The 12497-nt window shown below is 54.3% G+C and carries 11 protein-coding genes; 3 read left to right on the plus strand and 8 right to left on the minus strand.

What is annotated here, in order from left to right:
* Window positions 1-10: 10 nt before the first annotated feature.
* Genes P9H32_RS09815 through hemG form a run of 4 tightly spaced genes read right to left on the minus strand, consistent with a single transcriptional unit; the run spans window position 11 to window position 3781 of the window.
* Window positions 11-607 carry a hypothetical protein gene (locus tag P9H32_RS09815; protein WP_322608721.1) on the minus strand — a complete coding sequence of 199 codons (597 nt, stop codon included), beginning with the start codon at window positions 605-607 and terminating at the stop codon, window positions 11-13.
* Between the two features lie 9 nt (window positions 608-616).
* Window positions 617-1444, minus strand: a complete 828-nt coding sequence (locus tag P9H32_RS09820; protein WP_322608722.1) for an alpha/beta hydrolase — start codon at window positions 1442-1444, stop codon at window positions 617-619.
* Between the two features lie 4 nt (window positions 1445-1448).
* Window positions 1449-2456, minus strand: a complete 1008-nt coding sequence (locus tag P9H32_RS09825; protein WP_322608723.1) for a ferrochelatase — start codon at window positions 2454-2456, stop codon at window positions 1449-1451.
* Window positions 2453-3781 carry a protoporphyrinogen oxidase gene (gene hemG / locus P9H32_RS09830; protein WP_322608724.1) on the minus strand — a complete coding sequence of 443 codons (1329 nt, stop codon included), beginning with the start codon at window positions 3779-3781 and terminating at the stop codon, window positions 2453-2455. Before hemG ends, P9H32_RS09825 begins: the two co-directional genes overlap by 4 nt.
* Window positions 3782-4017: 236 nt before the next feature.
* Between hemG and P9H32_RS09835 the strand changes: the two genes are divergently transcribed.
* The 3 genes from P9H32_RS09835 (at window position 4018) to P9H32_RS09845 (ending at window position 8493) form a co-directional block, all read left to right on the plus strand.
* A complete protein-coding gene (locus tag P9H32_RS09835) occupies window positions 4018-4863 on the plus strand; it encodes a hypothetical protein (protein WP_322608725.1) in 846 nt (281 codons plus the stop codon).
* A gap of 41 nt (window positions 4864-4904) precedes the next feature.
* Complete coding sequence (locus P9H32_RS09840) at window positions 4905-5285, plus strand: hypothetical protein (protein ID WP_322608726.1); 381 nt, start codon at window positions 4905-4907, stop codon at window positions 5283-5285.
* 523 nt (window positions 5286-5808) lie between these two features.
* On the plus strand, window positions 5809-8493 hold the full coding sequence (locus tag P9H32_RS09845) for a hybrid sensor histidine kinase/response regulator (protein ID WP_322608727.1): 2685 nt from the start codon (window positions 5809-5811) through the stop codon (window positions 8491-8493).
* Here the strand turns inward: P9H32_RS09845 and hemN are convergent.
* The 4 genes from hemN to P9H32_RS09865 form a co-directional block, all read right to left on the minus strand.
* Entirely contained in the window at window positions 8490-9845 is a 1356-nt protein-coding gene (gene hemN / locus P9H32_RS09850) for an oxygen-independent coproporphyrinogen III oxidase (protein ID WP_322608728.1), read from the minus strand. The genes P9H32_RS09845 and hemN overlap by 4 nt on opposite strands.
* Window positions 9842-10885 carry a uroporphyrinogen decarboxylase gene (hemE, locus tag P9H32_RS09855; RefSeq protein ID WP_322608729.1) on the minus strand — a complete coding sequence of 348 codons (1044 nt, stop codon included), beginning with the start codon at window positions 10883-10885 and terminating at the stop codon, window positions 9842-9844. The genes hemN and hemE overlap by 4 nt, the downstream gene beginning before the upstream one ends.
* 117 nt (window positions 10886-11002) lie before the next feature.
* Window positions 11003-11161 carry a hypothetical protein gene (locus P9H32_RS09860; protein ID WP_322608730.1) on the minus strand — a complete coding sequence of 53 codons (159 nt, stop codon included), beginning with the start codon at window positions 11159-11161 and terminating at the stop codon, window positions 11003-11005.
* 207 nt (window positions 11162-11368) lie between these two features.
* Window positions 11369-12403: a hypothetical protein gene (locus tag P9H32_RS09865; protein ID WP_322608731.1), complete on the minus strand. Its 1035-nt coding sequence runs from the start codon at window positions 12401-12403 to the stop codon at window positions 11369-11371.
* Window positions 12404-12497: the final 94 nt, after the last annotated feature.

Below are 12497 nucleotides of genomic sequence, written 5' to 3' on the forward strand. Positions count from 1 at the left end.
TCAGCGGCCTTTATTTCACCAAACCGGCTTTATGGATGTCCAGCACGAGGTTGTTCATGAGCCGGTCGGTGCTTTTCTCCAGTTCCGCGCCGTGCGGTTTAAACGGGGCCAGCAGCCCGAGCAGCAGCTGCTGGCGACGGATGACGCCATCCTGAAGTTGAATCCGGTGTGATTCTCCGGTAGCGGAATCTTTGACACTGGCCAGCAGCCGGAAGGTATCGGTTTCCGTATTGGGATAAAGGAAAAGCGTCAGTGCGGCGAGTGTCGCATCCGATGAGCTCATCGTTTTGTCATTAATGACGGCCACCAGCAGTTGAAGGTCTGTATTCCGGTCTCGGGTGCTGATGCGCGAAAACATACCGCTCTCTTCAAGGCTTCGAATCAGCGTATCCGCAAGAAAGGCCTGGTTGTTGGCATCGGTCTGGGGCCAGGGTTCGCCGTTAACCCGGCCGGAAAAGGCGAGGTCCACATAAACCGATTTTTTAGCGCGAACCGTTGGGAACGATGAAATATCGCTCAGTTCCCCTTCATGGTATGACGATGCACAGCCGCACAGCAGACCGGCGCAGAGTATGGATGCCGCCGAAAGTAAAATATTGATTTTCATGATGTCTCCCTAAAGTCGGTCGTTGAGCCAGTTCAGTATGAGCTCAAAGACCTGTTTTTTCAGCGGCGCATTATGGGGTTCATGTAATACGCCTGAAAGCATTTTAAAGGTGCAATTCCCGCCGGCGTTTTCGGCGAACTGCCGGGTGATCACCGGATCGGTGATCCGGTCGTCGGATCCGTGAAAAAGCAAGGCGGGAACCGACAGCTCCGCAGCTTGTTTCCGGCACCGCTTTCCGGCTTCAATCATCCCCAGCGCCAGCGCGGGTGTGATTCGGTTGTGCGTCAATGGATCGTTCCGATAGGCCCGAATCACATTGAGGTCGCGCGAAAGTTTCCGGTCATCCAGCCCGCTGGAAACCGCCGGATGCAGGTGCAGGTTCCGGAGCAGTTTCACCATACCCAGTTTCCAGGCCGAAGGGGGATCACAGATCTGCAGTGCCGGGGCCGATGAAATGATGCCTGCCACCTCCAATTTTCGGTTCAGAGCGAAATCAAGCACGATCAGACCGCCCAGACTGTGGCCGTAAAGAAAAAGCGGAAGTCCGGGAAAAGCTATACCGGCTTTTTCCAGGGTTTGGAAAAGGTCGTCAAGTAAAGTTCCAAAGGTTGGAACATGTCCGCGTCGGCCTTCCGAATTTCCATGTCCGCGCAGGTCCGTACCGAGTACGGCAAAGCCGGAATTTTCCAGCATCCGGGCAACATGATCGTATCGTCCGAGGTGTTCACCCAGACCGTGGACAAGCAGAATAACTCCTCTGATTGGCCCTTCCGGAGTCCGGCATCCTCCTCTCAGCAGGAGGCCGTCTGTGGTCTGGACACTGAACGGTTCAATCATTCGTTTACGTTGACGCCGGCCAGTTCCCGGCATTGGAAATCAGGGTTTCCAGGCAGTGGAACGCGGCGGGGGAGTCATTCAGGCAGGGAATCATGCGGAAGGATTCGCCCCCGGCTTTTTTAAACGTTTCCTGCCCGCGGATTTGAATTTCCTCCAGTGTTTCAAGGCAGTCGCAGAAAAAGGCGGGACAAATGACCGCGAGTTCTTTGATGCCTTTTTTCGGGAGCTCTTCAAGGACTTTGTCGGTGTAGGGTTCCAGCCAGGGATCGCGGCCGAGCCGCGATTGAAAAGAGATGGAGTAGCGGTCTTTTTCAAGGCCCGCTTTTTCGACGACGAGCCGGGTGGTCTCGAAGCACTGGTGCCGGTAGCAGGTGGCGTGGGCCGGCGATGCGGTCCGGCAGCAGTCGGCTGATTGCATACAGTGCGATCCGGTGGGATCGGTTTTTTTGAGGTGTCGTACCGGCAGACCGTGATAGCTGAACAGAATGTGCTCTTTTACATCCTTCAATGATTCTGCAATAGGATCGATGAGTTCCGGAATATTGTAGAAGGGCGGAGCCACTCGCAGTTTTGCCCGGCCTTTCAGAACTTTTTTAACCAGTGCGGTACAGCCGCCGGTGGTGGCCATGGCATAATGCGGGAACATCGGCAGCAACCCGATTTCCTCTACACCCTGAGCAAGCAGTTTATCGATGGCCGACGCAACGGAGGGATTGCGGTAGGCCATGCAGACTTCGAGCGGTTCCTGTAGTTTTTTATTCAGCCCCCGGGCGAGGGTGCTGCAGTAGTGAACCAGCGGCGAGCCGTTTTCTGTCCAGATGGCTTTGTAGGCTTCGGCCGATTCGGCCGGACGTTTCGGAAGGATAAGCCAGTGTACCAGTGCATAGCGCAGCGGAAAGGGCAGGTCGATGACATAAGGATCCATCAGAAACTCTTTGAGATAAACCCGCAGAGCCTCCTCCGATGTGTCGTCCGGCGAACCGGTATTCATCAGCAGAAAACCACGTTTCATGAGATCATCTTTTTTGCGATATTGAGGCCGGAGAGCAGCGAATTGGAGACGGAGATGCCGTCGCGATAGTGACCGGCAAAGTGGATGCCTTTGTATTGTGATTCAATCTCATTCATTCGGTTCAGGAACCTTTCATAGCCAATCGTGTACTGCGGAATCGCCTTCGGCCAGACCGTGCTGTGCACAAAATCCGGCTCCGTATTAATTCCGAGCAGTTCGCGGAGATCGTCCATAACTTTCACGAGCATTTCATCTTTATCCATCAGGGCGCGTTCCGGAGAGCGCGCACCGCCGATAAATACGGTCAGCAGCGCCATTCCGCCGGGGGCGCGATCCGGGAAGATCGAAGAGGGAAAGAGGGCTCCGAGGGAAAATTTATGTTCCACTTCCGGAATCAGCATGCCGAAGCCGTCGAGTGCATGCATGATCGAATTGAGTTCAAATCCGAGGGATAGGCTGGTGACGGCGGGGTATTCGATTTCCTCAAACAGATCAAGGTCGAACGGGGTATTCAGCTCCGGCATTTGATGGGCGGGAATCGCTAGCAGTACATCACTGAATTCCTCGCGGTTTACCAGCCAGATATCCTCTTCCATCATCTGGATGGAAGAGACGGGCGTGTTGAGACGAACGCGGTATCCCAGTTTTTCCGCCAGTCGCAGGGGCAGCACCTCCATACCGTCATCAAAGCTGTACATCCGGGCATCATGCACATTTTTTTCTGCGCGTTTTTTCCGTTCTCTGGAACCTTTGATTGCACCTTTTATGAGTGATCCATACTTCTCTTCCAGTGCATAGAGTTTTGGAAATGCATGCTTTACCGAGAGCCGGGAAGGTTCCCCGGCATAGACGCCGCTGACAAAAGGATTGATGGCATAGTCGAGAAATTCTTTCCCGATTCTGCGCAGAACAAAATCGGCTAGACTTTCCTGTTCGCTGCTTCTGGATTGAATAAACGGTTCCTTCAGCAACCGCAGTTTGGCTTTGGAGGAAAAGGCTTTCGATTTTAAAAAGGCAGCGGGCGATGAAGGCAGGGCGAGCGGTTTCCCGTTTCGGACAATATATCGGTTTTTCGCGGCGAGGCTGGCGGGCAGTTTATTGCCTTCGAGCCCGAGGCGCGTAATCAGGTTTCCGACGTCCGGGTGTGTTTCCAGAATCGAATTGGGGCCGCATTCCACCAGGTAGCCATCTTTCCGGAGGCTTGAAATACAGCCGCCGACCCGGCCTGATGCTTCAAAGACGGCACAGTCGATACCTTTTTCCTGCAATTCATATGCTGCACTCAATCCCGTAATGCCCGCACCGATAATCGCTACTTTTTTCATACCGTTGATTTAACCGTGAAGAGCGGCTTATGGCCACATCAAATAACGGTTCCTTTTTATGCCTGAAGCGGGATCAGAAAGAAATAATGCTGGCTGGATAACTATTTTCTTGCCGGTAAAAGAATGTGTCCCTATTCTTTCTCTTGTAAAGGGAACCTGATACATCAGTCGTTAAATTACGGACGGGTGCCCGTGGCGCCTGAGAAGCAGGCCTGAGTTAAATTGAGGGATATGAGATGTATACATATAGATATCCGAAGTTTCTCGCCGTCGCACAAGCGTTGCTTGTTGCATCGGTATTTTTGACCGGTTGCCAAACGGCCAAAACCCCATCACAGGAACAAGACGCAATGGCTCCGGCCGAAGCGGAAAGTACGGCCGGGATGGATCAGCAGGAAGGTGCCGCCGTCGGTCGCGAATCAATGACCATCCAGATCGATGGAGCCGATGCCTCACATGAAGGCGATACTCTGACACTCACCTATCCGGTGTTGCAGGATAAAAACAACCGCCTGCCAGACTGGGCTATAAATCCGGCCATGGGCGGAGTCGTTGGCTCAGTTGGCGTTGCTTCTGTAAAGGGGCTGGGAACGCGTGAACAGCTGGACGAAGCCCGGCTTTCCGGAAGGCTGGAGCTGGCCAGCATGCTGGAAACCCGGTTGCAAACCGTCGGCCGTTCAGCACTTGAGGAAAACCTGATGGCCAATGCAGAGGGACGCGGGGAAAACTCACGTCGTAATACCCTGGGTGTAGATCGGGATATTCTCGACATTGTTCTGGCCGGAAGCCGGCAACGGGCATTGTGGTTTGATCCGGAGAGCGGTGAGTGCTTTGTCTGGATGGTTCTGGATGGCGGAGTGCTGGACAAAGCGTTGCACTATGTCGAGGATGAGGTATCGGTTTTTATTGCCAATACACCGATCGCTGTGGAATATGCGCCGGCCCGTGCGAAACTGGAGCCGCCAACGGTCGTCGTGGAAGCGGCGGAACCACCTCCACCACCGCCGAAAGAACCGGTTGAGCAGCTGGAGGAAAATCTCAAGCCGATTGCAACGGTTCCGATTAATTCCTCAGACTCATGAACGTTGGAGTCGCAGTAGAAAACTGAACCCAGGTAACTGTTATGATGCTAAAACAAAAATCGTATACTGCAGGGTATATGCTCGTGCTGGCGGGGGTGCTGTCGCTCCCGCTTCTGACCGGGTGTGCCAGCCCTCAGTCGGCGGATGGAGAGAACCCGGCGGAGGACCCCGTCCGGAAAGCTGATGGGGCGGAAACTGCTGCAGATGTGTCGGCAGAGGAAGGTGCGGTTGCGGCAGCCGAAGTTCACCAGCCGGATGATGGGGAAGCCAGCAGCCAGCAGGCACCGGGAAGTACAGCTGTGGCCTCAAATGCGGGGCCTGGCGATGGGCCGCCTCCACATGCCGAGACGCAGCAAAAGGTTGAAGAAATGGAGCAGAGTCTGGCACCTTTGAAGGCCATCCCGGTTTTGCCGTCTTCCTGATTCAGCGGAGGCAGAACGAGCACGCCGAAAACCCGGCTGTTTCATTCAGCCGGGTTTTTGTTTACAATAACCGATGGGTTTGAATGCCAGAGGCCTGCTTCCCTGGCCGGAGTCCTATTCTGCAGTCTAATTTTTTGGCGTCGGGAAGGTCCTGTTTTCTGGTAGAAGGTACAGCTCCTCTTGTCGAAGATTTTTCCTGAGTGACGCGGGGCGGGACTCGGCGAGCGAGTCGATTGCAATATATTCATGCAGACTGCACTGCCGCCCTCGAAGGTGAGCCGGCCCCGCCGCTATCAGGATATAGATGAGTCTCGTTTGGTTATTTTTGTATCTTCGGTTTGTTGGTTTCTGTTTTTCCGCATTGCGCGGTGTAACCGGAAAGAAGTCGGGACAGGAACTTTTTTTCAATGAAAACGGGGCGGGGAGTTCGTGCATATTCTTTTTAAAGAACTTTTTTATTCATAGATGTTTTAATTGTTTTGTTTTCGAAAAGTTATAGAGTTCCTTTCTGGAGGAGCCGGAAATGCTGAAGAGTCAGTCAGTTCTGCGGATAATACGATCTATTCTTTTTGGCCTGTGGCTCTGCCCCTTTCCGGTTCTGGCGGACTCTGTTCGGCAGCCGCGGGTGTTGCTGATTCATTCCTATCACGCGGGCTTTGAGTGGACGGACAGTATTACCGCCGGGGTAATGGGTGGTTTCAAAGATAACGGTGAACAGGTCCGTCTGTTCATCGAATACATGGATTCGAAACAGTTTAGGTCGGAAGAGCTCGCGGAACAATTTCGCACACTTATTGCTTTTAAATACAGCAGTTCTCCGCCCGATGTCATTCTCTGTGCCGATAATAATGCGTTGAACTTCATGCTGGAGCACCGCGCATCTCTTTTTTCGGAGGTACCGATCGTGTTCTGCGGCATCAATCATTTCATGCCCGAAATGCTTGGCGGCGCATCGAATATCACCGGAGTCATTGAAGAGCCATCCTATCGGGAGACCGCTGAGCTGGCGCTGAAGATTCATCCGACTGCGAATCGAATTTATGTGGTGGCCGGCAGCTCGCGGACCTCAATTCTGCATGTTGAGCATTTTTTGCAGAGTGTCCGGAATCTGGAAAAGCCGGTAGAGATTATTCCCCTGCAGAATCTGACGAAGCAGGAGTTTGCCGAAGCTCTTGATCAGGTGAAGAAGACGGATATTCTGCTTCTTTTCGGGCTCCATCGAACACGCGATGGCATATCGCTTTCCCCGCGCGAATCCTATGTTTTCATCCGCGAACATACGGAGGCACTAATCTATACGTACTGGTCGGTTTACCTCCGAGGTCACACCGAGTTCATCACCGGTGGAGTGATGATCGACGGTGAGGTACAGGGGCGCTGGGTGGCGCAGACCGCCCTGAAAATTATCAGGGGAACACCGGCTTTCCGGATCCCGATCGTGACCGTCAGTCCGAATGTGGCCATTATCAATTTCCAGGAATTGGAACGGCTGGGGCTGGCTGACCGGCCGCTTCCGGAAAAGGTGACGGTAATCAACCGTCCGTTTTCTTTCTTCGAAACGTACCGGCTGCTGGTGTGGAGTGTGCTGATTGTGGTTGCGGGTATGGGCGCGCAGATTCTGTTTCTGGCTATGAGTATCCGGAAGCGGCAGCGGGTGGAGATCGAGCTGCGCGAACGCGAGGAAAAGATGCGTGTTACGCTAAATTCCATTGCCGAGGCAGTTATCGCTACGGATGTCGACGGGCATGTACTGCAGCTCAACCCGGTGGCTGAAGACCTGATCGAATGGCCGGCCGCCGAAGCGGTCGGTCGGTCGATTGATGATCTTTTCAGTTTGGTGGATGTCAGGACACAGAAACCGATGGAGAATCCGGTGCAGGAGGTGTCGGACAAAGGCTGGTGCCATATACGGACGAATCAGGTGTTGCTCGTTACCCGAAACAGGGACGAATACCGGATCGCGGGATCCGGTGCGCCGATCCGGGACCCGCAGGGCAGGATTATGGGAGTGGTTCTGGTCTTTCGGGATGTAACCGAGGACATTCTCCTTCAGGAAAAGCTGCAGCAGGGACAGAAGATGGATGCCATCGGTCAGCTCGCCGGTGGTGTGGCGCACGATTTCAATAATATGCTTGGGGGAATCATTGCCTCGACCGAAATGGCACAGATCGAATTGAGGAATAAGAAGGATCCATCCGATCTGCTGGAGCTGATTCTTGGTGCGGCAGACCGTGCGTCTTCGCTGACCTCGAAGCTGCTGGCCTTCGCGCGCCGGCAGCCACTTTCCCCCGAGCCTGTTGAAATTCACCAGCCGTTGCGTGAAGCTCTGAACCTCTTTTCCCATACGGCGGATAAGCGGATCCGTATTCACGAGAAGATGCCGGATAAGAGCCTGTGTGTGAACGGCGACTTTTCTCTGCTCCAGGCGGCATTTCTCAATCTTTTTATTAATGCTTCGCACGCGATGCCGGAGGGCGGTGATCTCTATATCTCTTCACGTACCGTCAATCTGGACCGGGCCTATTGCGATGCGTCAGTCTTTGAGTTGGAACCCGGCGACTATATTGAAATTGAAATTCGCGATACCGGTGTCGGCATGCCCGAATCGGTTTTGGGGCGTATTTTTGAGCCATTCTTTACGACCAAAGGCGTTGGAAAAGGTACCGGACTGGGGTTGTCCGCCGTTCTCGGAACCCTGCAACAGCATGGTGGAATGATTGCGGTGTACAGCGAGCTGGAGATCGGAACCGCTTTCACGGTCGCGCTGCCGCTGACCGAGCAGGAGCCGGAAGAGGAGGAGGGGATGCCGACGGAGAAACTCTGCGGCAGCGGAACCATTCTGGTTGTGGACGATGAACCCATCATGCGCATTACCTGTCGGGCGATTCTTGAGGGCTACGGGTATGAAGTCCTGGTGGCCGGCGACGGGATCGAAGGGATGGAGCTTTTTAAGCAGGAGGCCGGTCGCATTGATCTCGTCATTCTCGATATGGTCATGCCGGAAATGAACGGGAGGGACTGCTTCCTGGAGATCCGCCATCTCAGCAAAAATGTGCCGGTCATTATATCCACCGGGTTTTCGCATCTTGAAGAACTTGCGGATCTCCGGGAAAAGGGTCTTTTCGATATCATTCGTAAACCGTTTCGGCGAACGGAACTTGGAACGATGGTTTTAAAGGCCCTCCAAGAGGGTTCTCGCGGTGGCTAAACCGTTTGGGAATAGCGGCCTTTGCGCTGTTCTTGTTGCAGATAGGCATCGAAGCGCATGGCAATGATCCGGATAAAGAGCCGGCCGAGCGGGGTAACGCGCAGTCCGCTTTCCTCGCGCTGCAGCAGACCGTCGGCTTCGAGGTCGTCGAGCGAAGCGAGATCGGCCTTGAAATAATCCGTAAAATCAACACCCAGCTCCGTGGACAGGGCGGCGTAGTCGATGTAGAGATTACACATGATATGCATGATGGCCGCATAGCGGATTTTATCGTCACTTGTCATGGTGTAACCGCGCACCAGCGGAAGTCTGCCGTCGTCGAGGGCCTGATAGTAGGCTCCGATCTCTTTTTCGTTCTGGAAATACTGTCCGGCTGCGTGTGAAATGGAGGACATACCGAAGCCATGCAGATCAACCCCCTTCAGCGTGCTGTAACCCTGGAAGTTGCGTTGCAGTGTGCCGTCGGCCAGAGCAACGGCCATGGCATCGTCCGGCTTTGCAAAATGATCCATGCCGATATAAACGTAACCTGCACCGGTCAGTTTTTCGATGGCCAGCTGCAGGAGCTGAAGTTTGGTTTCTGTATCTGGAAGTTTGTCTTCCAGCGTTTTCTGGAACGGTTTGATCCAGGGGATATGCGCATAACTGTAAACCGCCAGCCGATCCGGCGAAAGAGTCAGCACGTCATCAATGGTTTGTTCGAAGGAGTGCAGCGTCTGTGTGGGCAGGCCGTAGATGAGGTCAAAATTGACGGAGCTCATACCGCAATCGCGTACCCACTGATTCGCCTGGGCAACCACTTCCAGAGGCTGGATGCGGGCAATGGTTTTCTGCACATCCGGATGGGTATCCTGAACGCCGAGGGAGGCGCGATTGAACCCGGCATGCTGCAGCGCCTGAACTTTTTCAAGGGTCAGACCGCGCGGATCGATTTCAACACCGGCTTCGACGTTCGGGCTCACAGAAAAATTGCCGTGAATCAGTTTGCCGAGTTGTTCGAGTTCCTCTTCAAGCAGAAAAGTCGGAGTTCCTCCACCCAGCTGGATCTGTACGACACCGGATTCGGCATTGATGAACGGGCGCCGCAACTCGATTTCTTTCTGCAGATAGTCGAGATAGACCGCGCTGCGGTCCTGCTGTCCGGTTACAATATTGGTGCAGCCGCAGTAAAGGCATTGCCGTTTGCAGAACGGCAAATGGAAATAAAGAGACAGCGGGGAGTGCACACTTGCGCAGGTGTGATCCAGGCTGAAGTCTTCGGTGAAGTGCGTGGCCGGGGGATAGGAGGTATAGCGGGGCCCCGGCTGGTTATATTTGCGAAGCTGATTGAGACTGACATTGATACCGGTCATTTGAAATCCTGAACCGCTTCCGTTACAGCCTGAATGGCGGCAAGGTCGGCATCGGGCGGAACGCCGTGGCCTAGGTTGAAAATAAAGCCGTTACGTCCCCGCATACGTTCACAGATCCGGCGGGCCTCTTCAGCCGCGGAATTGGGGCGGGCAATCAGAAGCGCGGGGTCGAGATTGCCTTGGACGGCGACATCGGCGGGGAGACCGTCAGCCACTTCGCGCAGGTCGATACTCCAGTCGATGCTGAGTACATTGCCGCCGGTCTGGACCACCTGTTTCCAGTTATGGTGCACATTGCGGGCAAATACAATGGTTGGAACTGCGCCGCCGACGGCATCGATGATTCGCTGCATCCATAGTCCGGAATAGCGCCAGAACAGATTCGGGGCCAGTGTGCCGCCCTGACTGTCGAAAATCTGAATTACATCCGCTCCGGCATCGATCTGGGCCTTAATGTAAACAATCGTGGCTTCGGTGATTTTTTCGAGCAGAGAGAAAAAGAGTTTAGGCTCATCATGCAGGGCTGCGCGCGACCTTAGATTCTCCCGGGAGCTTCCACCTTCGACCATGAACGAGGCAAGCGTCCAGGGGGAGCCGGCAAACCCAATGATGGCGCGTTCGTCGCCGAGTTCTTTCCGGGCAACTTTGATGGCTTCCGGGGTGTAGCCAATGTGATCGAGCACATTTTTCGGGTTCAGCCGGTCTACATCGGCTTTGGAATTCAGTGCAAAATCGACTTCCACACCGCCCTTTTCGAGCAGTTCATATTTGGCGCCCATGGCTTCGGAAATCACGAGGATGTCGGAGAAGATGACGGCGGCGTCGTAGCCGAAACGACGAATCGGCTGGAGGGTCACCTCCGCCGCCGTTTCCGGGTTTTGCACCAACTCGGTAAATTTCCGGGTTTCTTTCAAGGCCATGTATTCTGGCAGAGAACGTCCGGCCTGGCGCATCATCCAGATGGGCGGCCGGTCAACGGGTTCGCATTTGCAGGCACGCAAAAAGCGCTCACGGCAGGTCATAGTGTTTTCTTCGCTCATGCGGGGGTTTATGGCACAAATCCGGTCTGGTATTCGATAAAAAAAGCCCCGACACCGTTTCCGGTCGTCGGGGCTGCCATCCTGTTTCCGGATAAATCGGAATCCGATTTCAGTTCCTCATTCTGAATGGACGCGGAAGAAGGCGGCTCCGTTGGAGGCAGGAATCTCCCAGGTGACGGCATCGGTGATATCTTTGGTGATAACGACGCGGTTCGGCATCGTGTATCCCGGCGTCACGGTTTCGCCAGCTTCATAAACGCCGTCATTCACCATCACCGTGTCGCCGTCTGAGGCGGCGTCGACCGCCGACTGAATGGTCGTGGAGGCTTTGGCCTACGTTTCATAGGGCGGCGTGTCTGAACCCGTTGGTGAAACATAGTAGGTCGTGGATAACGCGCTGGACGCTAGTATGGACAAGGCGATGCTATAGGCTGTTTTTTTCATAATGAAGTCTCCTCATGAATACTAATCGGTAGGCCGAAGTTATTTTTTAATGGGGGTCACTCGGTAGTAACACGCATTGGTGCCGGATGGGTCGATGGCGTGTTCGGAGGAACCGCCTTCTCCGGCCAGATAAAACCAGGTGGTCCAGTCGGTTAGATTGGTGGAGGTTTCAACCTGATAGGTGATGCCTTCTTCGCCAGCGAGCACGAGGCTCAGGTCGCCGGGGTTTTTGCCGGGGCCGATGGTTCCTGCAGGTTCTGCTTCGGGCGGGGTGTTCTCGCCATAAGGCAGGAAAGTGCCATTGCCCGCGATGACTTCGACGGTGTATTCCACTTTCTTGTTTGTGAAATCTGGTGGTGTTACGTAGCCATTCCCTCCTGTGGCGCACGGACCGGCCATGGTTCCGAGGTAGCCCCGTCCGGAGCCATCGCCCAGCCACTTCCCCGCGCTTGACGAGTTGCTCAGGAGTGTATCGATCGCAACCATGGCTCCGTTGGTGACGGTGAAGGAAAGCTCAAAGTCGGTCATGGAAGTTGTACCCGAATTTTCGTCACTCTGACTGAATGTCCGCTCATAACCCAGTTGGTTCTCGAAGGGGAGCTGGTCGTATTCGGGTAGCATAAAACAACCTTCGGCAATATTCATTAGGTCGCCAACGATGGGAAGAATGCTTCCGTGGGTGTCGGTGATCATGGAGTAGACTCCGCCATACGCGTCAGCACTACCGATGGATTGGATCCAGTCGTTCACGGTATAGCTGACGCGAATGGTTAGTTCGTCGTCGCAGGTGGCGCGGTAATAATCGCGCATCCCGACGGTAACCCGCATGCAAGAGTGTTCGACGGTATTGTTGATGGTGGATGCGCCGCAGTATGATCGCAAGACACGGTTGGTGGGATCGACGGAAAACTGGCCGCGGATTTCGGCCATGTTTTTAACTGAGCCGGTGCCTGCGCTACTTCCGCTACCCCAGCTGCCTTCGTCATACACGTTGCTTTCATAGGGGTTACTGGTTCCGGAAAAAGCGCAGCGAATGCTGATGGGCTGGTCTTTGTGGTGACCGGAGCCCTCCATCTCCGCCTGCCAGAAGCAGGTGTTGGCGTAGGTGAGTGCGGGGAGGGCCAGCGCGGTGATTATTAGGTTTTTTAAATGCATGGTTTTGGATTTC

Source organism: Pontiella agarivorans, assembly GCF_034531395.1.
GTDB classification, from domain to species: Bacteria; Verrucomicrobiota; Kiritimatiellia; order Kiritimatiellales; family Pontiellaceae; genus Pontiella; species Pontiella agarivorans.

Bases quoted from the DNA above. Each gene is read 5' to 3' on its own strand.
- P9H32_RS09815 (WP_322608721.1), bottom strand. From the start codon at position 607: ATGAAAATCAATATTTTACTTTCGGCGGCATCCATACTCTGCGCCGGT.
- P9H32_RS09820 (WP_322608722.1), bottom strand. From the start codon at position 1,444: ATGATTGAACCGTTCAGTGTCCAGACCACAGACGGCCTCCTGCTGAGA.
- P9H32_RS09825 (WP_322608723.1), bottom strand. From the start codon at position 2,456: ATGAAACGTGGTTTTCTGCTGATGAATACCGGTTCGCCGGACGACACA.
- hemG (WP_322608724.1), bottom strand. From the start codon at position 3,781: ATGAAAAAAGTAGCGATTATCGGTGCGGGCATTACGGGATTGAGTGCA.
- P9H32_RS09835 (WP_322608725.1), top strand. From the start codon at position 4,018: ATGTATACATATAGATATCCGAAGTTTCTCGCCGTCGCACAAGCGTTG.
- P9H32_RS09840 (WP_322608726.1), top strand. From the start codon at position 4,905: ATGATGCTAAAACAAAAATCGTATACTGCAGGGTATATGCTCGTGCTG.
- P9H32_RS09845 (WP_322608727.1), top strand. From the start codon at position 5,809: ATGCTGAAGAGTCAGTCAGTTCTGCGGATAATACGATCTATTCTTTTT.
- hemN (WP_322608728.1), bottom strand. From the start codon at position 9,845: ATGACCGGTATCAATGTCAGTCTCAATCAGCTTCGCAAATATAACCAG.
- hemE (WP_322608729.1), bottom strand. From the start codon at position 10,885: ATGAGCGAAGAAAACACTATGACCTGCCGTGAGCGCTTTTTGCGTGCC.
- P9H32_RS09865 (WP_322608731.1), bottom strand. From the start codon at position 12,403: ATGGAGGGCTCCGGTCACCACAAAGACCAGCCCATCAGCATTCGCTGC.